The organism is Bradyrhizobium sp. HKCCYLS3013 (genome assembly GCF_051167615.1).
Classification (GTDB): Bacteria; Pseudomonadota; Alphaproteobacteria; order Rhizobiales; family Xanthobacteraceae; genus Bradyrhizobium.
In genome coordinates this window covers 139,909-165,201 of record NZ_JBNPTK010000010.1, presented here as the reverse complement: position 1 = coordinate 165,201, position 25,293 = coordinate 139,909, and the positions used below count along the sequence as shown (strand labels likewise).

The 25,293-nt window shown below is 66.1% G+C and carries 24 protein-coding genes; 15 read left to right on the top strand and 9 right to left on the bottom strand.

Going from position 1 to position 25,293, the window contains the following annotated elements; genetic code table 11:
• The first annotated feature begins 209 nt into the window (after positions 1 to 209).
• The 4 genes from ACQR1F_RS19360 (at position 210) to ACQR1F_RS19345 (ending at position 4,692) form a co-directional block, all read left to right on the top strand.
• The gene (locus ACQR1F_RS19360) at positions 210 to 1,754 is read left to right on the top strand and encodes a flagellin (RefSeq protein WP_434837860.1); all 1,545 of its coding nucleotides are present in this window, start codon (positions 210 to 212) and stop codon (positions 1,752 to 1,754) included.
• A 229-nt stretch (positions 1,755 to 1,983) separates the two neighbouring features.
• Entirely contained in the window at positions 1,984 to 3,555 is a 1,572-nt protein-coding gene (locus ACQR1F_RS19355; protein ID WP_315804310.1) for a flagellin, read from the top strand.
• A gap of 371 nt (positions 3,556 to 3,926) precedes the next feature.
• Positions 3,927 to 4,292, top strand: a complete 366-nt coding sequence (gene flaF, locus ACQR1F_RS19350) for a flagellar biosynthesis regulator FlaF (RefSeq protein WP_315715999.1) — start codon at positions 3,927 to 3,929, stop codon at positions 4,290 to 4,292.
• Between the two features lie 253 nt (positions 4,293 to 4,545).
• Complete coding sequence (locus ACQR1F_RS19345; RefSeq protein ID WP_434913659.1) at positions 4,546 to 4,692, top strand: hypothetical protein; 147 nt, start codon at positions 4,546 to 4,548, stop codon at positions 4,690 to 4,692.
• Between the two features lie 91 nt (positions 4,693 to 4,783).
• Here ACQR1F_RS19345 and ACQR1F_RS19340 read toward each other — a convergent pair whose 3' ends face one another.
• The 4 genes from ACQR1F_RS19340 to ACQR1F_RS19325 all read right to left on the bottom strand — a co-directional run bounded on the left by ACQR1F_RS19340 (position 4,784) and on the right by ACQR1F_RS19325 (position 7,434).
• Complete coding sequence (locus tag ACQR1F_RS19340; RefSeq protein ID WP_316180416.1) at positions 4,784 to 5,170, bottom strand: hypothetical protein; 387 nt, start codon at positions 5,168 to 5,170, stop codon at positions 4,784 to 4,786.
• Positions 5,171 to 5,381: 211 nt separating this feature from the next.
• A complete protein-coding gene (locus tag ACQR1F_RS19335) occupies positions 5,382 to 5,867 on the bottom strand; it encodes a hypothetical protein (RefSeq protein ID WP_316180418.1) in 486 nt (161 codons plus the stop codon).
• Between the two features lie 56 nt (positions 5,868 to 5,923).
• Complete coding sequence (gene flgJ / locus ACQR1F_RS19330) at positions 5,924 to 6,310, bottom strand: flagellar assembly peptidoglycan hydrolase FlgJ (protein ID WP_316180420.1); 387 nt, start codon at positions 6,308 to 6,310, stop codon at positions 5,924 to 5,926.
• Entirely contained in the window at positions 6,310 to 7,434 is a 1,125-nt protein-coding gene (locus tag ACQR1F_RS19325) for a flagellar basal body P-ring protein FlgI (RefSeq protein ID WP_315738786.1), read from the bottom strand. The genes flgJ and ACQR1F_RS19325 overlap by 1 nt, the downstream gene beginning before the upstream one ends.
• Positions 7,435 to 7,705: 271 nt before the next feature.
• Here ACQR1F_RS19325 and ACQR1F_RS19320 point away from each other — a divergent pair, with 271 nt between their 5' ends.
• The gene (locus tag ACQR1F_RS19320) at positions 7,706 to 8,119 is read left to right on the top strand and encodes a flagellar assembly protein FliX (protein WP_434913658.1); all 414 of its coding nucleotides are present in this window, start codon (positions 7,706 to 7,708) and stop codon (positions 8,117 to 8,119) included.
• A 16-nt stretch (positions 8,120 to 8,135) separates the two neighbouring features.
• On the opposite strand, the gene ACQR1F_RS19315 is transcribed toward ACQR1F_RS19320, so the two are convergent.
• Positions 8,136 to 8,510, bottom strand: a complete 375-nt coding sequence (locus tag ACQR1F_RS19315; RefSeq protein ID WP_315804303.1) for a winged helix-turn-helix transcriptional regulator — start codon at positions 8,508 to 8,510, stop codon at positions 8,136 to 8,138.
• 143 nt (positions 8,511 to 8,653) lie between these two features.
• On the opposite strand from ACQR1F_RS19315, the gene ACQR1F_RS19310 reads away from it, so the two are divergent.
• From ACQR1F_RS19310 to ACQR1F_RS19290, 5 genes are all read left to right on the top strand, one after another.
• Entirely contained in the window at positions 8,654 to 9,265 is a 612-nt protein-coding gene (locus ACQR1F_RS19310; protein ID WP_434837863.1) for an NAD(P)-dependent oxidoreductase, read from the top strand.
• A gap of 228 nt (positions 9,266 to 9,493) precedes the next feature.
• A complete protein-coding gene (dksA, locus tag ACQR1F_RS19305; RefSeq protein ID WP_170323279.1) occupies positions 9,494 to 9,859 on the top strand; it encodes an RNA polymerase-binding protein DksA in 366 nt (121 codons plus the stop codon).
• Positions 9,860 to 10,098: 239 nt separating this feature from the next.
• Positions 10,099 to 12,156: a sensor histidine kinase gene (locus ACQR1F_RS19300; protein WP_434913657.1), complete on the top strand. Its 2,058-nt coding sequence runs from the start codon at positions 10,099 to 10,101 to the stop codon at positions 12,154 to 12,156.
• 97 nt (positions 12,157 to 12,253) lie between these two features.
• Positions 12,254 to 13,291: an SDR family oxidoreductase gene (locus tag ACQR1F_RS19295; protein ID WP_434913656.1), complete on the top strand. Its 1,038-nt coding sequence runs from the start codon at positions 12,254 to 12,256 to the stop codon at positions 13,289 to 13,291.
• Positions 13,292 to 13,433: 142 nt separating this feature from the next.
• Positions 13,434 to 14,225: a 2-keto-4-pentenoate hydratase gene (locus ACQR1F_RS19290; RefSeq protein ID WP_316218147.1), complete on the top strand. Its 792-nt coding sequence runs from the start codon at positions 13,434 to 13,436 to the stop codon at positions 14,223 to 14,225.
• A 358-nt stretch (positions 14,226 to 14,583) separates the two neighbouring features.
• Here ACQR1F_RS19290 and flgH read toward each other — a convergent pair whose 3' ends face one another.
• Genes flgH through flgF form a run of 4 tightly spaced genes read right to left on the bottom strand, consistent with a single transcriptional unit; the run spans position 14,584 to position 18,031 of the window.
• Entirely contained in the window at positions 14,584 to 15,363 is a 780-nt protein-coding gene (gene flgH, locus ACQR1F_RS19285; RefSeq protein ID WP_315804298.1) for a flagellar basal body L-ring protein FlgH, read from the bottom strand.
• Between the two features lie 5 nt (positions 15,364 to 15,368).
• Complete coding sequence (gene flgA, locus ACQR1F_RS19280; RefSeq protein ID WP_316180435.1) at positions 15,369 to 16,433, bottom strand: flagellar basal body P-ring formation chaperone FlgA; 1,065 nt, start codon at positions 16,431 to 16,433, stop codon at positions 15,369 to 15,371.
• Positions 16,434 to 16,455: 22 nt separating this feature from the next.
• Positions 16,456 to 17,244: a flagellar basal-body rod protein FlgG gene (flgG, locus tag ACQR1F_RS19275; RefSeq protein WP_315804296.1), complete on the bottom strand. Its 789-nt coding sequence runs from the start codon at positions 17,242 to 17,244 to the stop codon at positions 16,456 to 16,458.
• A 22-nt stretch (positions 17,245 to 17,266) separates the two neighbouring features.
• Entirely contained in the window at positions 17,267 to 18,031 is a 765-nt protein-coding gene (flgF, locus tag ACQR1F_RS19270; protein ID WP_316180437.1) for a flagellar basal-body rod protein FlgF, read from the bottom strand.
• Positions 18,032 to 18,407: 376 nt separating this feature from the next.
• On the opposite strand from flgF, the gene fliL reads away from it, so the two are divergent.
• The 5 genes from fliL (at position 18,408) to ACQR1F_RS19245 (ending at position 25,236) form a co-directional block, all read left to right on the top strand.
• The gene (fliL, locus tag ACQR1F_RS19265) at positions 18,408 to 18,902 is read left to right on the top strand and encodes a flagellar basal body-associated protein FliL (RefSeq protein ID WP_315804294.1); all 495 of its coding nucleotides are present in this window, start codon (positions 18,408 to 18,410) and stop codon (positions 18,900 to 18,902) included.
• Between the two features lie 20 nt (positions 18,903 to 18,922).
• The gene (gene fliM, locus ACQR1F_RS19260) at positions 18,923 to 20,125 is read left to right on the top strand and encodes a flagellar motor switch protein FliM (protein WP_315804293.1); all 1,203 of its coding nucleotides are present in this window, start codon (positions 18,923 to 18,925) and stop codon (positions 20,123 to 20,125) included.
• The gene (locus tag ACQR1F_RS19255) at positions 20,122 to 20,601 is read left to right on the top strand and encodes a DUF6468 domain-containing protein (protein ID WP_315804292.1); all 480 of its coding nucleotides are present in this window, start codon (positions 20,122 to 20,124) and stop codon (positions 20,599 to 20,601) included. The genes fliM and ACQR1F_RS19255 overlap by 4 nt, the downstream gene beginning before the upstream one ends.
• Positions 20,598 to 21,368: a flagellar protein FlbB gene (locus tag ACQR1F_RS19250; RefSeq protein WP_315804291.1), complete on the top strand. Its 771-nt coding sequence runs from the start codon at positions 20,598 to 20,600 to the stop codon at positions 21,366 to 21,368. The genes ACQR1F_RS19255 and ACQR1F_RS19250 overlap by 4 nt, the downstream gene beginning before the upstream one ends.
• Before the next feature lie 103 nt (positions 21,369 to 21,471).
• Positions 21,472 to 25,236 (top strand): tetratricopeptide repeat protein, encoded by a 3,765-nt coding sequence (locus ACQR1F_RS19245; RefSeq protein ID WP_434913655.1) that lies wholly within the window; start codon positions 21,472 to 21,474, stop codon positions 25,234 to 25,236.
• Positions 25,237 to 25,293 lie beyond the last annotated feature (57 nt).

Below are 25,293 nucleotides of genomic sequence, written 5' to 3'. Positions count from 1 at the left end.
TGCGGTGTTTTCAAGGTGATCCGCGCGAATCACCTCGGCGCGGCCGTGCCGGTGCGGCGCGTGGGGCAACGCGAGCGGTCGTGACTTCACTGTTTGTTAGCCGCTCGCATTTACCTTAACGCACGTCGCCCGGTGGTGCAGTCACCCGCGGGCTTCGCCTTGATCCTGAATGGATCGGGCAGTTTGTTTCACACCAGAAGGGTATGAAAATGTCAGGTATTGTTCTCTCGGCGTCGGTGCGTCAAAATCTGCTTTCGCTCCAGTCGACGGCTCAGCTCCTCGCCACCACCCAGAACAATCTCTCCACGGGCAAGAAGGTCAACTCGGCGCTCGACAATCCGACCAACTTCTTCACCGCCCAGGGTCTCGACAACCGCGCTTCCGACATCTCCAATCTGCTCGACGGCATCGGCAACGGCGTGCAGGTGCTGCAGGCCGCCAACACCGGCATCACCTCGCTGCAGAAGCTCGTCGACAGCGCCAAGTCGATTGCCAACCAGGTGCTGCAGAGCTCCGTGGGCTACTCGACCAAGTCCAGCGTGACCTCGGCGGCTCTGACCGGTGCGACCGCGACCGACCTGCTCGGCTCCAGCTCGACCGCTGTGACCGGTTCGGTCGTCCAGAACGACAACACGACTCCGGCGGCGATCACCGGCTCGACGAAGCTGTCGGGTACGTCGGGCAGCTCGTCGAACGACCTCTCCACCGGCATCACGTCGGGTGAGACGCTGGTCGTCAACGGCACCACCTTCACCTTCGTCACCGGCACGTCCTCGACCGGCACCAACATCGGCATCGGCGACAGCGTTAGCAACCTGCTGTCGGCGATCCAGACCCAGACCGGCGTGACCGCGTCGATCACCGCGGGTGCGATCACCCTGACGCCGCCGGCGTCCGGACTGACGCTCTCGGGCAGCACCGGCACCTTGGGCAAGCTCGGGCTGACTGCCGTCGGCGATGGCTTGTCGGGACAGACCTTGACGATCGGCGCCACAGGAGGTGGCACGGCGACGAGTGTCACGTTCGGCCTCGGGACAGGGCAGGTCAAGTCGCTGAACGATCTCAACGCCAAGCTCGCAGCCAACAACCTGCAGGCCTCGATCGATACGACCGGCAAGATCTCGATCACGACGACCAACGACGCGGCTTCGGCCACGATCGGCGCGATCGGTGGTACGGCGGCGGCCTCCAGCCAGTCCTTCAACGGCCTGACGGCGGCGGCTCCGGTGGCGGATGCGACCGCGCAGACGCAGCGCGCGAGCCTGGTCTCGCAGTACAACAACGTGCTGGCGCAGATCAACACGACCGCGGCCGACGCCTCGTTCAACGGTGTCAACCTGCTGAACGGCGACACGCTGAAGCTGACCTTCAACGAGAACGGCAAGTCGACGCTCTCGATCACCGGCGTGACCTTCAACACCGGCGGTCTCGGCTTGTCGAACCTCACCTCGGGCACCGACTTCCTCGACAACAACTCGGCGAACAAGGTGATCACCCTGCTGAACTCGGCGAGCTCGACGCTGCGGTCGGAAGCCTCGACGCTGGGTTCGAACCTGTCGGTCGTGCAGATCCGTCAGGACTTCAACAAGAACCTGATCAACGTGCTGCAGACCGGCTCGTCGAACCTGACCTTGGCCGACACCAACGAGGAAGCGGCCAACAGCCAGGCGCTGTCGACCCGCCAGTCGATCGCGGTGTCCGCGCTGTCGCTCGCCAACCAGTCGCAGGCGAGCGTGCTGCAGCTGCTGCGCTGATCCGCAAGGCATCGCATCTCGACGACCAAGGCGGCGGGGGAAACCCCGCCGCTTTTTTTCGCCTGGTTTGGCCGTCCGGCCCGTATCAATACTGGTCTGGAACCGGACGCGAGTGGAGCTGAGGGATCGCAACCAGTCGTTAAGCAAGAAATTTAAAGCGCCATTAACCATGTTTTAAAAGTGGGTGGACTAGAACCTCCTGGTGAATAACTAGGAAGGTTTCACACACATGTCCGGTATCGTTCTCTCGGCTTCGGTTCGCCAAAACCTGCTGGCGCTGCAAAACACCGCATCGCTGCTGGCCACCACTCAAAACAACCTGGCCACCGGCAACAAGGTCAACACGGCGCTCGATAACCCCACCGAATTCTTCACCGCGCAATCGCTCAACAACCGCGCGAGCGACATTGCGAACCTGCTCGACAGCATCGGTAACGGTGTCCAGGTTCTCCAGGCTGCGAATACCGGTCTCACCTCGCTGCAGAAGCTGGTCGACAGCGCCAAGTCGATCGCAAGCCAGGTGCTCCAGGCTCCCACGGGCTACACGACAAAGTCGAGCGTGACCTCCGCGGTCATTCCGGGGGCGACGGCCAACAACCTGCTCGGCAGCTCCTCGAACAAGTTCGTGACCGGCTCCGCGGTCAACAACGACAACACCAGCACGGCGGTCGCGATCACTGGCTCCACCAGGCTGTCCGGCACGGCGAGCTCTACCTCGAACGACCTGGCGAGCAGCGTCACGACCGGCGACACGCTCGTGGTCAACGGCGTGGTGTTCACCTTCGTGGCCGGTTCGGTCTCGGCCGGCACCAATATCGGCGTCGGCGACACCGTCAGCAACCTCCTCGCCGCGATCGACTCGGTCACCGGCGCAACCGCTACGCCATCCTCGGTGACGGGAGGCCAGATAACTCTCGCGACAGGCACGGCGCAGGATCTGACAGTCTCAGGCACGGCCCTGGCCAAGCTCGGATTGACGGCCGCAACCACGACACGCAATCCGCCAGCATTGTCAGGACAGACACTGACCATAGCTTCGACAGGAGGCGGTGTCGCAACCAACATAACGTTCGGCACCGGCGCCTCGCAGATATCGACTCTGGCGCAGCTCAATACTGCGCTCGCGGCCAACAATCTGCAGGCAAGCCTCAGCACGAACGGCCAGCTCACGATCCTGACCACCAACGAATCGGCGTCCTCGACGATCGGCGCGGTGGCCGGCTCCTCCACGGCGGCAAGCCAGGCCTTCAACGGCGTGACCGCATCCACGCCGGTGGCCGACACCAACTCGCAGACCACACGTGCCGGATTGATCGCCCAGTACAACAACGTGCTGGCGCAGATCGACACCACGGCGCAGGACGCCTCCTTCAACGGCATCAACCTGCTCAACGGCGATACGCTCAAGCTGGTGTTCAACGAGACCGGACGGTCCACGCTGAACATCACCGGCGTGACCTTCAACAGCACCGGTCTCGGGCTGTCGGCGCTGGTCGTCGGAACCGACTTCCTCGACAGCAACTCGGCCAACAAGGTGCTGTCGACGTTGAACAGCGCATCGACGGCGATCCGCTCCGAGGCGTCGTCGCTCGGCTCGAACCTGTCGATCGTGCAGGTCCGTCAGGACTTCAACAAGAACCTGATCAACGTGCTGCAGACCGGCTCGTCGAACTTGACGTTGGCCGACACCAACGAAGAGGCGGCCAACAGCCAGGCGCTGTCGACCCGCCAGTCGATCGCGGTGTCCGCGCTCGCGCTGGCCAATCAGTCGCAGGCGAGCGTGCTGCAGCTCCTGCGCTGAGCGCGAACGAGCTGGAATAATATCTCATCGAAGCGGCGGGCCTTGCCCGCCGCTTCTGCGTTTGGCCATGCCGAGCGTGCCGGCACTGGTCTCCGTTCGATGTCGGGGAGCGGTAGTTGAGCTCTGCGAGAACGCCGTTGTTCGTGTAGTTCGCGCCGCCGGGTTGGATGAACAACGTACGATCTTCGTCCGGACATTTTGAATCAGCGCGTTCGCAAGAAATTAAGAGGTGCACCAAACAAAGCGATTTGCGGTGCTCCGTGACGCGACGAAACAAATTCCGCTAACGGCCGCTAACCATATTTTAAAGGCACACAAAGTACAAAACCTGAGCAGTTTGGTCGTGTCCCTGCGTCAGTCCGGAGTAGTTGATGTCATATGCCGCTCAAGCCTATGCCCGCACGTCGCAGACGACGGCATCACCACGGGAGATCGAAGCCCAGGCTCTGTTGAAGGCGGCACGGCAGCTGCAGGAAGTCCAGGCCAATTGGAATGGCCCCGATCGCAACATGTACAAGGCTCTGCTCTTCAATCGCCGCTTGTGGACGATCTTCATGAGCGCGATGGAGGCGGACGACAATCCGAATCCGCTCGACATCCGCCAGAACATCGCAAACATCGGCGTGTTCGTGATGAAGCAGACGATCGAGATGCAGATGGATCCGGATCCGGCGAAGCTCAAGTCGCTGATCGACATCAACTGCCACATCGCCGCGGGATTGTCCGGGCGGAGCTGACCACAGGGGGCAGGGGCGGGAGGCGCGCCATCGCGACCGATATCGCCAGCATCCCGTCTGCGTCCGACAAGTCGAACCTGTTCAATACGGCGCGAAGCAACAGCGGATACGTGGCCGTCGATCCGAGCTCCATCAGGGCGGCTGGCGCGGAAGATATGCCAACGGGACGTCGTTCACGGTCTCGATCGCCAACGTCGAGGGCTTTCACGCCAAGCTTCGCTACCAGCGCGACGGCCTGAACAAGTATCAGGACGTGCTGATCAAGCACAATGCGTTCAGGATCGGCGATACGAAGTTCACGCTCACCGGCAACGGCAAGGCCCAGATCAAGAACGTGGTCACCGACGCCGCCTCGGGCCAGACCTATCTCTACACCGCCTACGCGATACGGAGCAGTTGATCCGCCAGAGCTGCGCCTCTCGATACGGCAACGCCGCCCGGTGGGGCGGCGTGCAGGCGGCGGAATGAAGCGACTCGATCCCGCGGGGGGCTCAGGCTGTGCGATCGGTCGCCACGACGCGCGGCACGTCCGCCTTCTGCAGATCCTTCTGCAGATCGAGCGTGTTGAAGTAGGCCCGGCGGCGCAGCACGGCCTCATCTGGATATTGGGTCACGACCTGGTCGGTCTTGCGGTTGACCACCTGGAACACCAGAGCGGCAGCGGCGCGATCGTAATAGGCCTGGCGCGACACCGAAAGATCGTTCGCGATGTTGACCGGGATGTCGTTGCGCACGGGGGCGCCGGGCTCGGCCGCGGTCACGGTCTGGCTGGGAGGAAGGTCCGTTGGAACAGCGCTCACCACCGCCTGGCTCGACGGTGGAATTATCGGAACGGACGCTGGCGTCCCTACCGGTCTTACGCTGAAATCGGAACTCATGGCAGCCTCCTCATGGCCATCGAGTCAATTCCCAACCCATCCCGCTTGCAACTATGCCGATGACCAATCAACGTTATGTTAGGAAATAGGATGAACGGCGCGTTGTGATTCGCCCGGGCCTTTTAAGCTTATCCGAGCGTTAAGCGGCGATGGCCGCGCGGCCCGTGAGGCGGCGCGGCGCTGCGATGCAGATGGGAACTGGCGGTAAGGCTCAGAGCGTCCGGCTGACGGCGAGCGGGGTGAGGTGCCGCGCGCCCGGGGCGGCGCGGCGGCCGCCGGCGGTATAGGTGCTGGGGATGTTCTTGCGCTGAACCTCGGCATTGACGCCGCGCACGATCTTTTCCGAGATCGCGTGCGCAGTGGCCAGCACGGTCAGGTTCACCTGCAGCATGGCGCGGAAGGTGTCGTGGTGACGGTGCAGGGTGGCGAGCAGCTCCGGCGCGGTCTGCTTCATGAAATTCTGGCTCGCCTTCAGACGACCGACGGCCGTGACGTAGTGACGGGACAGCTCGGTCTTCCTCGGGCCGAACGCCATGCCTTCGCGCAGCTTGCCGGCGCGGACCAGCTCGGTCTCCTGCTCGATGACGGCGATCAGCTCGCTCATGACGCTCACCATCTCGTCGGCGAGCGCGCGTGCCTCGGCGGCGCTGGTGGCGGCGGTGTAGGTCGTCTTCTTCGCCTGGCCCTGTGCGGTCATTTCATAACTCCCTTCGGCGCGAGCGTTTGCCGCCCACGCGCTTGTCACGCGAACATCTACGCTTTGCCGTTGGCGCCGGAGCTGCTGCCGGCCTGTTGCAGGATGAGAGTGCGGAAGACGTCGTTTGAGATGCCGACGCCGCCGGCCTTGGCGAAGTTCTTGGAATATTGCTCCGTCAGCATCGAGCGCCAGACGCCCGTGCCCGGCGTGTCGCCGAACGGACCTTCGCCCTTCACGCCGCTGGTCATCTGCGAGAACATGCTGTTGAGGAACATCGCTTCGAAGTCGGTCGCCGTCGCCTTGGCCCTGGCCTGCGCCTTGGGCGAGACCTTGGTCAGCGCCTCGGCGAGATCGAGATCGGTGCGCGGCGCGGTGACCGCCGCCGCCGTCGGCATGCTGAGGGCGACGCGGCCATGATAGGAGTCGATGAAGGACGTCGCCATCACATCACCTCGATGTCGGCTTCGATCGCGCCGGCCGCCTTGATGGCCTGGAGGATGCTGATCAGGTCGCGGGGACCGATGCCCAGGCCGTTGAGGCCGTCGACCAGCTGCTGCAAGGACACGCCGTCCTTGACGACCGCGAACTTCTTGCCTTCCTCGGTGACGCCGACGCTGGTGCGCGGCGTGACCACGGTGCGGCCGCGGGACAGCGGGTTGGGCTGGCTGACCTGCGGACTTTCGGAGATCGTGACGGTGAGGTTGCCCTGCGCCACCGCGACGGTCGCCACGCGCACGTCGCGGCCCATCACGATGATGCCGGAGCGCTCGTCGATGACGATCTTGGCGGCAAGGTCAGGATCGACCTGCAACTGCTCGATCTCGGTCAGGAAGGCGACGACGTTGCCCTTGAACTCCGCCGGGACGCTCAGTTGCACCGTCGACGGGTCGATCGGCTCGGCGGTCTTGACGCCGAGGAAATCGTTGATCGCGGCGGCGATGCGCTTGGCGGTGGTGAAGTCGGCGTTGCGCAGGGCAAGCCGTACGTTCGGCAGCCGGTTCAGCGCAAACTCGATCTCACGCTCGATGATGGCGCCGTTGGCGATGCGGCCGACGGTCGGCACGCCGCGCACGATCTTGGCGGCCTCGCCCTCGGCCTGGAAGCCGGAGATCGCGAGCGAGCCCTGCGCCACCGCATAGACGTTGCCGTCGGCGCCGAGCAGCGGGGTGACGAGCAGGGTGCCGCCCTGCAGGTTCTTGGCGTCGCCGAGCGCGGAGACCGTCACGTCCATGCGCGTGCCTTGCGTGGCGAATGGCGGCAGGTTTCCGGTGACCATGACTGCGGCGACGTTGCCGGTGCGGATGGTGGCGCCGCGGATGTTGACACCCATGCGCTCGAGCATCGCCTGCAGCGACTGCTTGGTGAACGGGATGTTGTTCAGCGTATCGCCGGTGCCGTTGAGGCCGACCACGAGGCCGTAGCCGATCAGCTGGTTCTGGCGCACGCCCTCGATATTGGCGAGATCCTTGATCCGCGAGGTCGCATTCGCAGACATGACGGTAGATGCCAGCGCCAGCACGGCGGCGCAGGCGACCTGAAACAGGCGCGTAGTTCGGACGCGTCGCATCCTATGCTCCCCTCGAACTCTTCAAGTGATCACTCGGCCACTCCCATGACCGCATGATCGACGTTCAACTATGCGAGCGCCGTGCCAGGGCGATGCTCCGGGCTAACTCCTTGAAAGAGTGTGAAATCAATCGCGAGCCTTGTTGCGATCCCGGGGCGCGCCGGGGGAACGAAGCTGCCGCCCCGGCAGAATTTGCCGGGCCGTTTACGCACCGTTAACCACGACGGAGCCAATCTCCCCGTCGAGAGGCGGAAGCTTGCGGGAGCCATCGATGCGCATCTACGGACCGAAAGGCACGACGCTGGGCTCGTCGACGAGCGCGACGCGGAAGACCTCGTCCGGCGGCTTCAGGCTGCCTGATGCCGGCACCACGCAGGACACGCGCGCGACGCTCGCGCCGAAGCAGACTGCGAACATCGATGCGCTGCTGGCGTTGCAGGGCATCGAGGAGGAGCCGGCGGAGCGCCGCAAGCGCTCGGTCCAGCGCGGCAAGCGCGCGCTCGACGTGCTCGATGATCTCAAGCTGTCGCTGCTGTCCGGCAAGCTCGACACCGCGATGGCGCTGCGGCTGCGCGATGCCGCGGCCGACCTGAAGCAGACCTCGGGCGACCCGGGACTGGATGCGATCCTCTCGGAGATCGAGCTGCGCGTCGAGGTCGAGCTCGCCAAGGCCGGGCGGGGCTGAGACGCATCGCGCGCGTTCAAGCCGCCTTCGACGGCTGCTGCGCGTCGTAGCGGCGCTGCGCCGCGGTGACCTCCTTGAGATGGCGCTCGGCCCAGTCGCGCAGCGGATCGACCGCAGCGGCGAGCGTCAGCCCGAGCGGCGTGATCGAATATTCGACCGTGACCGGAACGGTCGCGATCGCGCGCCGCCGCACCAGGCCGTCGCGCTCCAGGCTCTTCAGAACCTGGGACAGCATCTTCTGCGAAATGCCTTCGATCGTCCGCCGCAACTGATTGAAGCGCAACGGTTCGTTGCGCAGCAGGATCAGGATCAGCACGGCCCATTTGTCGCCGACGCGATCCAGGATCTGGCGGGTCGGGCAGTCGGCGGCGTAGACGTTCGCGGCTCTCATCGGTTACTCCGGCGTGACCAGGTGATCTTAAAGTGCGCTCTTAACACCAGCATTCGTTCGGCTATCTAGTCACTATCGGATACCGAGGTGGCTGCGTCCAGTCTCGGATCCGACCTCGTGATCTCGAACATAGGAGCTGCCCCATGAAGATCGCCGTCGCCGGCGCGTCCGGCCGTGCCGGATCCCGTATCACCGCCGAGCTGGCCAGCCGCGGCCACCAGGTCACCGGCATCGCCCGCAACCCGGACAAGATCGAGAAGCGCGCCAACGTCACGGCGGTGCAGGGCGATGCCAACGACCGCGCCGCGCTGGCGAAACTGTGGGCCGGCCATGATGTCGCGATCAGCGCGATCCATTTCCTGGTCAGCGATGTCGAGACCCTGATCGGAGCCGCCAAGGACTCCGGCGTATCGCGTTACCTCGTGGTCGGTGGTGCCGGCTCGCTCGAGGTCGCGCCGGGTGTGCGGCTGGTGACGACGCCCGGCTTTCCGGCCGCCTACAAGGCCGAAGCGGTGAAGGGCGCCGCGTTCCTCGACCGTCTGCGCCAGGAAAAGGAGCTCGACTGGACCTTCCTGTCGCCCTCGGCAATGATCGATTTCGGCGCCCGGACCGGCAAGTTCCGGCTCGGAACGGACCAGCTGCTGGTCGATGCCGACGGCAAGAGTTTCATCACCTTCGAGGACTTCGCGGTCGCGATGGCCGACGAAATCGAGCGTCCGGCGCACCGGCGGGCCCGTTTCACGGTCGGTTACTGAGGCCATCCACGGCGTCCCGCCGGCCGGGGTCGAATTTGCCTGTGCAACGGCCCGAACGGCGGGGCGCCCGTGCCGATGGAAATATTGTCTGTCACATGAGGCCGCTATATAACGCGGCCGCGAACGGGCGTATTCCGTCCGCCGGTGCCGAAACCGGCGCCAGCACGTACAGATGGGCTGACCTTGGAAAAGTTGAAGAACTACAAACCTTCCGAAAAAGAGCCTTTCATGAACGAACGCCAGCGCGACTATTTCCGCGCCAAGCTGCTGGCATGGAAGGAGGAGATCCTGCGCGAATCGAAGCTCACCCTGCAGGCTCTGCAGGAGGAGAACGTGAACCATCCGGACCTCGCCGACCGCGCGTCGTCGGAGACCGACCGGGCGATCGAGCTTCGCGCCCGTGACCGCCAGCGCAAGCTGATCTCCAAGATCGACGCGGCGCTCCAGCGTATCGAGGACAACACCTACGGCTATTGCGAGGAGACCGGCGAGCCGATTTCGCTGAAGCGGCTCGAGGCCCGTCCCATCGCGACGCTGTCGGTGGAGGCGCAGGAACGCCACGAGAAGCGTGAAAAGGTCTATCGCGACGAGTAGATCGCGACGCTGACCTGAACGAGCAGGGATTGCGGCCGCTTGCCGGGTGCGGCCGCAGTGTTGACGGCCGAGACGCGTTCGTGCGGTCCGCACAGGCTGTGCGGGAGCGAACGCAAGCGCCTTTAGTTCTCCAAACATCCGGAACTTTTCGGCGTCTGCTGAATTATCTGCGGTTCCATCTCGGAACGCCGCGGGGAATCATGGGCGAGCCGAACATAGCCAGAGGCGCGCTGGCAACGATGCAGCGTTCCTACGGCGTCCTGAGCATCAAGGGACGCCTCCTTCTGCTGGCCGGCATTCTGTTCCTGCCCTGCGTCGGGCTGATCGCCTATGTCATCGTGTCGATGGCGCAATCTGCCGACGCCTCGATCCGGCGCGGCCTGTCCTATGCCGCGCAAACGATCTCCGGTGCCGTCGACGCCGAACTGCGGCGCTACATCGCGCTCGCGGAGGTGCTGGCGAAGTCGCCTGATCTCAGCGCTGCCGATCTCAGCAGCTTCGAGGCAGAGGCGCGCCGTGTCGGTGCGGTCAGCGGCGAAGGCTGGATCATCGTGTCCGACGCCAGCGGCCGGCTGCTGCTCAACACCATCGCAACGCCGGGCAAGCCGCTCGGCGAGCGCACTCCCGAGGGCCGGCGCTCGCAGGAGCGGGCGTTTCAGTCGGGGCGGCCGTCGATCTCGGACATCTTTACCGGCCCCAACTCCGGCGCGTGGGTGGCGACCGTCGATGTCCCCGTCTTCAAGGACGGCAAGCCGTTCCGCTGCCTTTCGATTGCCATGCCGGCCGCGAGCTACACCCGGCTGCTGGCCCAGCAGCAGCTGCCGGCCGACTGGCTGGTCGGCATCATGGACGGCCAGGGCCGCTACGTTTCGCGCATCCCGAAGAACGCGACCACGACCGGGCAGCCGGCGTCGGCCGGCTGGCGGGCGACGGCCAAGACCGAGGGGATTGCGGAGTTTCCGTCGATCGAGGGCGATCGGGTCATCAACGCCAATGCGCGTCCCCAACTGAGCGACTGGACGGTCGGGGTCGGCATCAAGCAGGCGGCCTTCGCCCAGGCGATCTCCTCGACGGTCCGGACCGCGACCATCGTGGCGACGACGATCTGTGCCTTGGCGCTGCTGCTGGCGGCCGGCATCGGCCGAAGCATCGCCCGGCCGCTCGAAAGCATCGCCGTCAAGAGCGCCATCCCCGGTGAGGCCGCGCCCGCCGATCCCCCGGAGGTCCGGGCGCTCAACGCCCGACTGGCTGCGGCCGAAAGGGCGCAGGCGGAGAGTGCACGCGTCATCCAGGAGAATTTCGGGATGCTCGCCCAGGCCAGGGACGATGCGTCGCGCACGGCCGGGCAGCTCAAGCTCGCCGCGAAATACGGACGGCTTGGCACCTTTACCTGGGACGGCAGATCCGGCGCCAGCCACTGGTCCGATGAGATCGAAGAGCTCTATGGTCTTGCGCCGGGCACGTTCCCCGGGACCTATGACGCTTGGCTGGCGCTGGTGCATCCCGAGGATCAGGCGCGTGCCGACCGGGACAACAAGCAGGCGCTGATCACCGGGGAGCTCGATTCGGAATGGCGGGTGCCGCTGCCCGACGGCTCGATCCGGTGGATCGAGGCGCGCGCCCGCATGCTGGGCGGCGAGGGCGGCGGCGATCCGTACATGATCGGCGTGAACATCGACGTCACGGCCGCGAAGGAAGCCGATCGCAAGCGCGAGCTGCTGGTGCATGAGCTCGCCCATCGCGTCAAGAACAGCCTCGCCGTGGTGCAGTCGCTGGCGCATCAGCTGCTGCCGCGCCACGACGCCAAGGTCCGCGATTTCACCTCGCGCCTGCATGCGCTAGCGACGGTGCACACCAGCCTCGCCGAGAACGACTGGCAGGGCGCCGATCTCGCCGCGCTCATCAGGAGCCAGGTCGCGCCGTTCGCCGGCACACCGGATCAGCTCGCGACCAGCGGCCCCGCCGTCCTGGTCCCGGTCGAGCTGACGACGCAGCTGGCGCTCGTCATCCACGAGATGGCCTGCAACGCCAGCAAATACGGCGCGCTTACCACGCCCAACGGTCACGTCGATGTCAGCTGGTCGCTGGCGCAGGACGCGCTGCATGTCCGTTGGCAGGAGAGCGGCGGCCCGCCGGCAACAGAGCCGCCGGTGGTCGGCTTCGGCAGCCGGCTGCTGACCCGCACCGTCAGGCATCTGCAGCGGACGTTTGCCGAGAGCGGGCTGACCTGCCAGTTCGAGCTGCCCTGGCTCAGGACGCCTGGCGAGAGTTCGGTGGCCGCAACGGAAGCGAGCTGAGCGCCGGCGCGCGAAGCGCAGCGGGTCCCGACATGGCCTTGCCATCGCGCACTGCCATCCTTGCGCCCAGGAGTCCTGCCCGGAGAACGCAATTCTGATGAGCGAGGTTCTGGTTACCGGCGGCTCCGGCTTCATCGGGGCGCATGCGATCCTGCAGCTGCTGGCCGCGGGTCACCGTGTCCGCGCGACCTTGCGCAGTCCCGATCGGCGAAGCGAGGTTTTGACAATGCTCCGGCGCGGCGGTGCGACCGACACCGGGCCGCTGTCGTTTCATGCCGCAGATCTCACCTCGGACGAGGGCTGGGCGGCGGCGGTCGATGGGTGCAACTATGTTCTGCATGTCGCCTCGCCACTGCCGGCCTCCGTGCCCAAGGATGAGGATGAGCTCATCGTGCCGGCCCGCGAGGGCACCTTGCGGGTGCTGCGGGCGGCGCGCGATGCCGGTGTCAGGCGCGTGGTGGTGACCTCTTCCTTCGCCGCGATCGGCTACGGCCACGAGGGGCGGCGCCGGCCGTTCGACGAGACCGACTGGAGCCGGCTCGATGGTCCGGGCATTCAACCCTATCCGAAGTCCAAGACCCTCGCCGAGCGCGCGGCCTGGGAGTTCATCGCCCGCGAGGGCGGCGCGCTGGAGCTTGCAGCGATCAATCCGGTCGCCGTGCTCGGCCCTGTCCTGGGCCCGGATTTCTCGACCTCCATCGCGATGGTGCAGGCGCTGCTGGCCGGCCAGGCCCCCGCCGTGCCTCGCATCAGCTTTGGCCTCGTCGACGTGCGCGATGTCGCCGACCTGCATCTGCGGGCGATGACAGACCCGGCCGCCAACGGCGAGCGCTTCCTGGCGATGGCGGGCCGGAGCGTCTCGCTACTGGAAATCGCGCAAGTCCTGCGCGCGCGGATGGGCGTCGGCGGGCGACGGGTGCCACGGCATGAGCTGCCTGACTGGCTGGCGCGCCTGCTCGGCGGGGTGGTGCCGCAGCTACGCGCCGTGCAGCCGCTGCTTGGGCGTTATTGCGAGGCGAGCGCCGACAAGGCGCGGCGTCTGCTCGGCTGGAGTCCACGCTCCAACGAGGACGCGATCGTCGCCACTGCGGAAAGTCTGCTCGAACTCGGTATCGTGAAACGTGAAATCGGTTGAACGAGCCGCTTGCGCCGCGGCCGCGCCGTCTCAAATTGTTGATGAAGCTGAGATGGGAGTCCAAAACTCGTTTATAAACAATCCGTTCACCATAGATCCTGCGATGCCGGTTCGGGCCGCGGGCCAGGGGAGTTGAAGGGCCATGGGAGCAGACGAGATCCTTGCCGCTGCGCGACTGATCGTGGATGCCCGCAAGCAGCGGGCGCCCCTGGGGGCTCTGCCGCCTCAGCTTCAGCCGAAGGATGAAGCGGCCGGCTATGAGATCCAGCGCGAAGTCCATTGGCTGCTCGCCGAGCAGGCCGGTGACTTCGCCGGCTACAAGATCGGCTGCACCAGCAAGGTGATGCAGGACTATCTTGGCATTCCGCATCCCTGTTCCGGCGGAGTGTTCGCGTCCGGTATTCACCAGACAGGTGTCGAACTGCGCACGGCCGACTTCGTCCGCGTGGGCGTCGAATGCGAGATCGCCGTGCGACTCGAGCACGACCTGCCGCCGTTGGACGCGCCGTTCACCATGGATCGGGTCATCGAGGCGATCGGCGACTGTCATGCGGCGATCGAGATCGTCGACGACCGTTATGTGCAATGGCAGACGCTGGGAGCGCCGACGCTGGTCGCCGACGATTTCTTTGCTGCCGGCTGTGTCCTCGGCCCGGCGCTCCCACGCGCTGCCGTGGCGGACCTGGCCGCTGTGCAGGGCCGTGCCATCGTCAACGGCACCCTGGTCGGCGAGGGCACAGGCGCGGATGTGCTGGGACATCCGGTCCATGCGCTGGCCTGGCTTGCTAATCATCTCGCCGCGGGTGGTGACGGGCTCGAGGCCGGGCAGCTCGTCCTGACCGGCAGCCTGGTCAAGACGATCTGGCTGGGCGCGGGCGACCGGGTACGGATGGAGCTGGACGGCCTCGGCGTGGTCGAGGCCGCGTTCGTGTGAGCCGAGGTGGCGCTGGAACGCTTTGAGCTGGCGTCCATCAGCTCGGGTGTGACAACTAAAACGAACACGGCCTCCGGCAGGGGAGCTACCGGAGGCCGCGTATACATCACCCGCCGCGCCTAGGTTCGCATTGGGCAATGTGGGAGCTCGTTTTCAGAGAAGGGCGGCGGCTGCGGGGTCATGCGCCATGACCCATATCGCGCTCGGCCAATCCCTTGTCCGACCCTCCCGCCTGGGGAGGGATTTCGGTCGTGTGTCCTGGTCCTCGTTTCGATTTGCGCCTTGCGAGGTCATCGCATGGGCGGCTTCCAGTGCGACCGGGCGGCGCTCCGTCCGGTCCTTGATGCTGAGGTTTGCCTCAGAACGGCAGCAGGATGTCCATGACCTGCTGGCCGTAGCGCGGCTGCTGGATGTCGGTGATCTGGCCGCGGCCGCCGTAGGAGATGCGGGCCTGGGCGATCTTGGTGGAGTCGATGGTGTTGTCGCTCTGGATGTCCTCGGGGCGGACGATGCCGGCCACGATCAGCTCGCGGATCTCGTAGTTGACCCGGATCTCCTGCTTGCCTTCGACGACGAGGTTGCCGTTCGGCAGCACCTGGGTCACGACCGCGGCGACGCTGGTGGTCAGGGACTCCGACCGCTGGATGGTGCCCTTGCCGTCGGAGGACGAGGTGCCGTCGGCGGTCAGGATGCGGCCGGGCAGCACCTTCTGCGCCTGCACGCCGAGCGTCTTCGCGCCGATGAAGTCGGTGATGCCCGAATCCTCCTTGTTGGTGCGGCTGCGCTGGGTTTCGTTGGCGAAATTGGCCTTGTCGGAGATGCTGACCGTGACGGTCAGGAGGTCGCCGACCTGACGGGCGCGCTGGTCCTTGAAGAAGGCGCGCGAGCCGTTACGCCACAGCGAGTTCGGCGCGTAGGACACGGTCTCGGGCTTCGGCATCGGCATCTGCACCGGCTTGTAGCCCGGCTGCGTGGTCGGATTGTCGATCTCCGTCAGCTTCGGCCGCTCGCCGATCTGGCTGAGACGGTCGATCGAGGAGCATCCGCCGGCGATCGACAGCACCGCGAAGGAGACCGAGATCAGCGCGACCCGGCGCAGGCTCGATGCGCCCCGATCATCAAACTTGAACTTCGACATGAAACTTACTCGGCTTTCGGGGTGGCGGAGGTGGGAAGGCGGCTGGCGACGGCCACGGGCGCGGCGATGTCCGCTTCGGAGGTCTGCGCCGGCTTGGCGACGGCGATGTCGACGGAGACCTGGCCGCGACCCGAGACGCGGCCGGTCACGGTGCGCTTGGACTGCAGATTGAGCACGCTGACGACATCGCCTTCGGTGCCCGACTCCAGCGCCTTGCCGCGCGTGGTGAGATAGATGCCTGCGGTCTGGAAGATCAGCGTGACCGCCTGGTCGCGCTGCACGAGGTCGGGCTTGGCGAGGTCGGTGGTCTTGAGCGCCTGGCCCGCGCGCGCCGGGCGGCGCATCTGCATGCCCACCGCGAGCTCGCGCGAGGCGGGTTCGCCGCCGCCGAGCTCGGCACGCGGCCGTCGCTCGGTCTGCAGGTCGCCGGAGCGGATCATCTCGTTGCGATCGATGTTGCGGGTCAGCACCACGGCCTCGACGGTCTCGATCGCCGTGCCGGTGTAGCGCAGCTTGGTCGTACCAGCGCCATTGGCCTGGCCGAGCTCCAAGGTGATGTCGAAGCGGCCGCTGCGTGGGTCGAACCGGACGCTGGTCGGCGCCAGCGTGCCCGACATCGACGCCTCGAATTTGAGGTCCTGCACCGGCTGGTCGAAGCTGATGCTGAGGTTCGCGGCATCGCCAAGGCCGTTGCGGTGATCGAGCGCCTGGGCCACCGCCGCGCCGATCTCCTTGGCATCGACGGCGCGCGCCAGCCGCGTGACCGCGACCTCCTTGATGTCGCGGACCTCGACGCCGATCACCTGGTGGGTGCGCAGGGTCGCGATCACCTGCGCGGCCGGCAGCACGCCGGTGGTGCCGAGGTCGGGCGCGCGGTAGACGGCGATGTTGGCCGCGACGCCCGCATTGTCGATCAGGTCGCCGACGCGAACGATGTCGCCGGTGACGTTCACGGTGGAGCGCAGCACGGGCGCCTTGATCTGGTCGTCGGCCTCGCCGGCCAGCGCCGAGAGCGCAGTCGAGGCGAGCAGGGCAGCCGCAAGAAGGAAGGGACGGACGGTACGGGTCATGACGGTGATCTCCCTTCGAACCTCAGCGGAACAGCGCCGTGGTCGACTGCAGCATCTGGTCCGCGGCCGAGATGACCTTCGCGTTCATCTCGTAGGCGCGCTGCGCGGCGATCAGCTCGCTCATCTCGCTGACGACGTCGACATTGGCCTGCTCCAGGCTGCCCTGGGTGATGCTGCCGAGACCGTCCTGGTTGGCGACGCCGTCCTGCGGCGGCCCGGAGGAGGGGGTGTCGGTGAACTGGTTGTTGCCGACCGGCTGCAGGCCGGCCTTGTTGATGAAGCGCGTGATCTGGAGCTGGCCGATGATGTTCGAGGTGGTCGAGCCCGGCAGCGTCACCGAGACCTGGCCCTGCGCGTTGACCGTGATGCCCGAGGCGTTCTGCGGGATCGTGATGGTCGGCTGCACCGGGTTGCCCTGGGCGGTGACGATGCGGCCCTGATTGTCCATCTGGAAGGTGCCGTCGCGGGTGTACTGGAAGGTGCCGTCGGGCATCAGCACCTTGAAGAAGCCCTCGCCCGAGATCGCGAGGTCGAGGTCGTTGCCGGTCTGCGACAGCGTGCCCTGGGTCATCGAGCGCGGCGTGCCGACGGTCTTGACGCCGCCGCCGATGTCGATGCCGACGGGCAGGATCGTGCCCTGGTCCGACGACTGCGCGCCGACGCGGCGCATGTGCTCGTAGATCAGGTCCTGGAACGCCACCGTCTGCTTCTTGAAGCCGGTGGTGCGGAGGTTGGCGATGTTGTTGGAGATCACCTGAACGTTGAGTTCCTGTGCCGCCATTCCGGTCGCAGCGGTGTGAAGCGCCTGCATGTCACGTCTCCTTCAAGATCTGTCAGGCCGGAACGTCGGCGAGTTTCTCGATCGCGTTCTTGCGCAGGTCGCTCTGGACCTGCAGCATGTTGGCGACCTGGGTGTAGGCACGCATCACTTCGACCATCTTGCTCATCTCGCCGACCGCGCTGACGTTCGACTTCTCGATGTAGCCCTGCTGCACGGTCGACTTGGTGTCCTGCTGCGCGGTGGCGCCGGCGGCGGCGGCGTAGAGGTTGTTGCCCTGCTTCTGCGCGGCCTGCGGATCGGCGAAGTTGACGATGCGCAGCTTGCCGCGGATCGAGTCGGTGCGGTTGAGGCCCTCGACCACCGTCACGGTGCCGTCGGGCGAGATGTTGATGTCGTGGTCGGTCTGCTGGAACACGATCGGACCGCCGGTGCCGAGCACCAGGTCACCGGCGGCGGTGACGAGCTGGCCGAGGTTGTTCATGTGCAGATTGCCATCGCGGGTGTAGCGCTCGCCGGCCGCGGTCTGCACCGTCAGGAAGCCGTCGCCCGTGACGGCGACGTCGAGCGCGTTGCCGGTGCGCTGCATCGAGCCCTGCGAGAAGTCGCGATAGGTGCCGCGGTCCTGCACATAGGACACCCTGCGGCCGGCTACCGGAAAATTGTCCTCATGCGCGCCGGAGGAGAGATACTCCTCGAACAGCTGCTGATCGGCCTTGAAGCCGTTGGTGTTGACGTTGGCGACGTTGTTGGCAACGACGTCGAGTTGTCGCTCCAGCACCATCTGCCGCGACAATCCGATGAGAAGCGCATTCTCCACCGGTCGATCTCCCCTCTTAACGAATCCCGTTCGCGGCACCTCTCCCAAGGCGGTCTCGACCGGGTCTTCCAGAACCGTTCAGCTCTCCCAAGCCGGCGGGTTCGCAAGGGGTACAGCGAAAGCCGTGCCAACTCTGAAACTATCGATAAATCAATGGTTTAGATTTCAGTACGGGATCACAACACCCGGCAATAACGTCTCGCTAACCATAATTGCCCGGCAAGTTTTTCCCACCGCCTCGGCAAAAGAAAGCTTCCGTTAACCATTGTTACCGTAGCGTTCCCTCAACAAAGCGCAGATGCGCTGGGAGCGTTGGTTTCGCGTCATTAAGCTTTCTGGCGGCATCGGCTCGATTTTCCGGAAGGATCCGAAAGCTATGGCCGAGAACGAAGCCGGAGCAGGCGAAGGCGAGGAGCAAGCAGGCTCGCCGAAGAGCAAGCTCAAGCTGATCATCATGGTCGTCGGCGCGCTCGCGCTGCTCGGCGTCGGCGGCGCGGCCTATTTCTTCTTCTTCAGCCACAAGAACGACGAGCATCACGCCGAGGCGGCGCCGCCGCCGAAGCCACCGGCCTTCGTCGAGGTGCCGGACCTTCTCGTCAACCTGGTCGGCAATCCCGGTGACCGCGTCCAATATCTGAAGGTGAAGATCGTGCTCGAGGTGAAGGAGGAGAAGCAGGTCGAGACGATCAAGCCGACGCTTCCGCGCGTCACCGACATCTTCCAGACGTATTTGCGCGAGCTCCGGCCGAGCGACCTCAACGGCTCGGCGGGCCTGTTCCGGCTCAAGGAGGAGCTCACCAAGCGGGTCAACGTCGCGCTGGCGCCCAACCAGGTCAACGCGGTGTTGTTCAAGGAAATCGTGGTCCAGTAAGGCAAAGAAGCGCAACGATCATGGCTGGCAACGATCAAGTCGACCAAGATGCGATAGCCGCGCAATGGGAAGCCTCGCTCGACTCGGAGGATCCCACAGAGGCCGCGGAAGCCGCAGCAGCCAACGAACTCACCGAATCGATGGCCCTGCAATGGGCCGCGATGGTCGAGGACGGCAGCCGCGATTTCGGCGCCACCAAGAACGGCGGCGAGCGGGTGCTGTCGCAGGAGGAGATCGACAACCTCCTCGGCTTCACCGCCGGCGAGGTCAGTCTCGACGACCATTCCGGCATTCGCGCGATCATCGATTCGGCGATGGTCTCCTACGAGCGTCTGCCGATGCTCGAAATCGTCTTCGACCGCCTGGTGCGGCTGATGACGACGTCCTTGCGCAACTTCACCTCCGACAACGTCGAGGTCTCGCTCGACCGCATCACCTCGGTGCGCTTCGGCGACTACATGAACTCGATCCCGCTGCCCGCCGTGCTCAGCGTGTTCAAGGCGGAGGAGTGGGAGAATTTCGGGCTCGCCACCGTCGACTCGACCCTGATCTATTCGATCATCGACGTGCTGCTCGGCGGCCGCCGCGGCAACACCCAGCTCCGCGTCGAGGGCCGCCCCTACACGACGATCGAGACCAACCTGGTCAAGCGCCTGATCGAGGTGGTGCTGAGCGATGCCGAGCAGGCGTTCCGGCCGCTGTCGCCGGTGCGCTTCACCATCGACCGGCTCGAGACCAACCCGCGCTTCGCCGCGATCAGCCGGCCCGCCAACGCCGCAATCCTGGTGAAGCTGCGGATCGACATGGAAGACCGCGGCGGCAACATCGAGCTGCTGCTGCCCTACGCGACCATCGAGCCGATCCGGCCGGTGCTGTTGCAGATGTTCATGGGTGAGAAGTTCGGCCGCGATCCCGTCTGGGAAGGCCACTTCGCCACCGAGATCACCAAGGCCGAGATCGCCGTCGACGCCGTGCTCTACGAGGCCGACGTGCCGCTGAAGCAGCTCATGAAGCTGAAGGTCGGCGACACCCTGCCGCTCGACATCCGTCCCGATGCGCTGGTCGCGGTCCGCTGCGGCAGCACCATGCTGACGGAGGGGCGGATGGGGCGGGTCGGAGACCGCGTCGCGATCCGTGTCACCAAGAATTTGCGCAAGCCGAATACGACGCTTGCGATGTTCGAAGGCGCCGAAGGCCAGAACAAGTTGATGGAGGCCCAATGAACCACTCCCTCGGATTGATCATCGAAAGCCTGGTGGCGGTCCTATTGGTGCTGACCATCGGCTATTGCATGCTGCTGAATTCCAGGCTGAAGCGGCTGAAGGCCGACGAGCATTCGCTCAAGGCCGTGATCGCTGAGCTGATCACCGCGACCGAGATCGCCGAGCGCGCGATCGGCGGCCTCAAGCTCGCGGTGCGCGACGTCAACGACAATCTCGGCAATCAGCTCGCCGCCGCGACGCAGATGTCCGACCAGTTGCGCAAGCAGCTCGCCGAGAGCGACGGCGTGGTGCGCCGTCTCTCGCGCATCGCCAGCGCCGCGCGACCCATCACCTCGCCTGACGCCGCGCCCGAGCCGGCGCCGGCGCCTGTGCCGGCGATCACGACCGAGCCGGTGCGCGTCTCCGGTGCCAAGGCGGTTGCCGCCGCGGCCCAGGCATTCTCCGAACGTCGAAGGACTGGTGGCCTTGCCGCATGAATGCGTTTCGTAACATCCGCGTCATTCCCGTCGTCCTGATCGCGGTGGCCTGCCTCGCGGTCCTGAAGGTGGCCGGCCTGGTGATCGATGGCGGCTACGTTTTCGACTACGACCCTCACCCGACCAAGCGGTCCTGGGCTCAGGAGAACCTCGGCTATCCAGGCCGCGAGGACAATGACATCGTCACCGGCTCCACGCACGGCGCGCCGAAGGAGAAGAAGGAGGAGGCGCCCAAGCCCGCCGCTCCGGACACCAAGCCCGAGGGCGTCGTGATCAAGCCCGAGGAGAACCAGCAGCAGGTGTCGCCGGCGGAGAAGGCGATCCTCGAGCGGCTGCAGTCGCGCCGCCAGGAGCTCGACGCGCGCGCGCGCGAGATCGACATCCGCGAGAGCCTGTTGCGCGCCGCCGAGCAGCGCATCCAGTCCAAGACCGAGGAGATGAAGGCGATCGAGGGCCGCATCTCCGGCGCGCAGGCCGCCAAGACCGAGGCCGACAACGCCCGCTTCAAGAGCATCGTCACGATGTACGAGGGCATGAAGCCGAAGGACGCCGCCAAGGTGTTCGACCGGCTCGAGATGTCGGTGCTGATCGAGATCGCCTCGCAGATCGCGCCACGCAAGATGTCCGACATTCTCGGCCTGATGACGCCGGAGGCGGCCGAACGGCTCACGGTCGAGCTCGCCCGCCGGGCCGGCGCCGAACGGCCCGAGGCGAGCGCCGAGCTGCCGAAGATCGAGGGCAAGATCGTGCCCGTGAAGAGCAATTGAGCCGCATGTTTAATGCGCCCTTAAACGCCGGCACCTAGATTTGCGGCACGGCGGGGCAGGCGTATCCGTCAAGTTGCGGATGTCGAACCGGAAGCTTGTGACCATGGCGCGCACGACTCCCATTGGATTGCGGTCGAAGGCCCGCGCACGGGCGCGCGCCGGCCTCGCGCTGCTGTCGGCCATCGTCATCGGCCTGGTGCTGTCCACGGTCGCGGCGGGCGCTGCACCGGTGCCGGGCGAGGCGAGCCTGTCGGCTCAGGACGGCTATGCGCGGCTGGTGCTGAAATTCGCCGAGGACGTCAGCGCCGACGTCACCACCGCCGGCTCGATTCTGCTGATCAGGTTCGATCGCCCCGCCACCGTTCCGATCGACCGCTGGGTCGATGCGGCGCCCGACTACATCTCGTCGGCCCGCGGCGACCCCGACGGCTCGGCGCTGCGGCTGTCGCTGTCGCGCAAGGTCCGCGTCAACACCATGACCGCGGGCGAGCGCGTCTTCATCGACCTGTTGCCCGACAGCTGGACCGGCCCGCCGCCGCCGCTGCCGGCCGAGGTCGTGCGCGAGCTCGCCGAGCGCGCGCGCGCCGCCGAGAAGGCGCTGCGGCTGCAGCGCGCCGAGGCGGAATCGAAGAAGCGGCCGCCGATCCGCGTGCGCGCGCTGGTGCAGCCGACCTTCGTGCGCTTCGTGTTCGAGATCCCCGACGGCGTCGGCATCTCCTCGGTGCTCAACGACCAGAAGCTGTCGCTGTTCTTCACCGCGCCGCTGTCCTTCGATCTCGCCGACGCCAAGATCGTTTCGCCGCCCAACGTCGCCGCGATCAACCAGCGCATCGACGGCAGCAGGACCGTCGTCGAGATCGGCCTGATCGGCGAGGTGGACGTTCGCGCCTTCCGCGAGGAAAAGAACTACAACATCGACGTCGCCTATCAGCAGCCGGACAAGAAGGTTTCCGCAGTCTCCTCGGACACGCTGCCGGGCGCCAAGGCGGCCGCGGCCGAGAAACCCAACGGCAGCAAGCCCAATGGTGACAAGCCGAAGCAGGCTGCGCAGCCGGAGATCGTGCCGCCGACCTCCGACACCATCGCCAAGGAGATGAAGACGGAGGCCAAGCCGGCGCCTGCGGTCGCGGCGCCAGCCACGGAGCCCGCGGCCGAGCCTGCGCCGTCGGCAGCTGCTGCTGCCGCGCCGGCCGCCGCGAAGGCCGAAGCCGCGCCCGAGCTCCCCAAGCCTGAAGCTGCTGCGCCTGAAGCTGTCAAATCCGAGGCGGCCAAATCCGAACCAGCGAAGCCCGAGGCGATGAAGCTGGAGGCCGGCAAAGCCGAAGCCGCCAAGCCCGTCGAGAGCAAGTCGGCCGATGCCAAGGCTGTAGAGGCCAAGTCGGCCGAAACCAAGCCGGCCGAGAAGGCAGCGAATGGAGCCGCCACCCTGGAGGCCTTGCGCGACAGCGAGGGCCTGCGGCTCACCTTCGGCTTCGGCCAGGTCACGCCGGCGGCGCTGTTCCGCCGCGGCGATACGGTATGGATGGTGTTCGATTCGACCAAGCCCGTCGACGTCGAGCCCATCCGCGCCAAGGGCGGCGCCATCATCGGCGAGGTCAACAGGATGCCGCTCGATAACGGGCAGGCGATCCGGATCCGGCTCAACCGCCCGCAGATGCATTCGCTCGGCAGCGATGATGGCGGGCGCAGCTGGACGCTGTCGTTCGCCGACAAGGGCCAGGCCAATCAGCAGCCGCTGATGGTGATGCGCAACGTCACCGATCCCGCGCTTGCCAATGTGATGGTGCCGCTCGCCAATCCCGGAGCCGGCATGCTGCACCGCCTGACCGACCCGGATGCCGGCGACACGCTGCTGGTCGTGACGGCGCCGCCGCCGATCCGGGGCTTCATCAAGCGCCAGGATTTCGTCGATCTGTCGCTGCTCGATTCCATCCACGGCATCGCGGTGCGTCCGAATTCGGATGACCTCGCCGTCGAGATCGCGCCTGACAAGGTGATCCTGGGCCGGCCGGGCGGGCTGACGCTGTCGTCGATCGGCTTTTCGCCGGAACGGGCGCCGACCGCTGTCAGGCCGATGTTCGACATCGACGAATGGCAGCAGAACCAGACCCAGCCGTTCGTGCCGCGCGAGGATCTCCTGATCAAGGCCGCGGCCAACGCCGAGCCGGAGCGGCGGGCGCAGACGCGGCTGGCGCTGGCGCGCTTCTACATGGCGCGAGCGATGTATCCGGAAGCGCGCGGTGTCACCAATCTGATGATCTCCGACGCCGATCCGCGCACCGACGAGACCGCCATGCTGATGATCCACGCGGTGGCAAGCATCCTGATGGGCCGGCCGGACCAGGGCCTCAAGGATCTCGCCACGCCGTCGATCGGCAACAATTTCGACTCCCAGATGTGGAAGGGCCTCGCTTTCGCCCGGCAGGGCAAGTTTGCGGACGCGCGCGAGAAGCTGAAGAACGTCGAGTTCGCCATCGCCTCGCTGCCGCTCGACCTGCAGCGCATCGTGATCGCGGATGCGATGAAGTCGGCGCTCGAGATCAAGGATTTCGCCGGTGCCGCCAAGCGGCGCGCCGAGATCGACGTGATCGGCGTGCCCGCGGACATGAAGCCCGACATCGCCGTGCTGCGCGGCCGGCTCGCCGAGGCGATGGCGCAGGAGAAGGACGCGCTCGACGACTATCGCTTCGCCGTGAACTCCGACGACCGCCCGGCAGCCGCCGAGGCCAAGCTGCTGGAGATCAAGCTCCTGCAGAAGCGCGGCGAGATCAAGCCGTCCGACGCGCTGAAGGAGCTGGAGACCTTGCAGGCGATCTGGCGCGGCGATGCGATCGAGGTGCAGACGTTGCAGATGATGGCGCAGCTCTATGAGGAGGCCGGGCGCTACGCGGACTCGCTCGAGGCCGCGCGCCAGGCCACCCGCCTGATGCCCAACTCCGACTTGGCGCGGCAGGCCCAGGATGCAGCCTCCCGCCTGTTCTCGCAGCTGTTCCTGAGCGGCAAGGCCGACGAGCTTCCGCCGGTCGATGCGCTCAGCATCTTCTACGGGTTTCGCGAGCTGACTCCGATCGGCCGCCGCGGCGACGAGATGATCCGCAAGCTCGCCGACCGCCTGGTCGGCATCGACCTGCTCGACCAGGCCGCCGAGCTTCTGCAATACCAGGTCGACCATCGCCTCGAAGGTGCGGCGCGCGCCCAGGTCGCCGCGCGTCTCGCCATGGTCTACCTCACCAACCGCAAGCCGGACCGTGCCATCGAGGCGCTGCGCACCACCCGCATCGCCGATCTCGCGGGCGAGCTGCGCCAGCAGCGGCTGCTCTTGGAGGCGCGCGCCAACAGCGACATCGGTCGTTACGACCTCGGGCTGGACATCATCAGCAACATCGGCGGCCGCGAGGCGATCCGGCTGCGCTCCGACATCTACTGGGCGTCGCGGCGCTGGCGCGAGGCGTCCGAGCAGATCGAGCTCTACTACGGCGATCGCTGGCGCGATTTCCGTCCGCTCAATCCGGCCGAGCGCGGCGACATCCTGCGGGCCGTGGTCGGCTATGCGCTCGCCGACGACGCCATCGGCCTCGCCCGCTTCCGCGAGAAATATGCGCCGCTGATGACCGGCGAGGCGGACAAGATCGCGTTCGACGTCGCCAGCAAGCCGGCGAGCGGCTCCAGCGCCGAATTCGCCCAGATCGCGAAGATGGCGGCGAGCGTCGACACGCTCGACGGCTTCCTGCGCGACATGCGGGCGCGCTTCCCGGATGCCACCGGCAAAGGACCGGACGGCGGCAAGGATGCTGCGAAGGCCCCGTCGGAGGCGACCGGCGCCCTGCCGCGCATCCAGGGTGTCAAGCAGGCGATCGCCGGCCGTTGATCTCAGCGCAGAGCGGGAGATTCCAATCAGATGACCAAGCCGGCCAGGGAAAGCTAC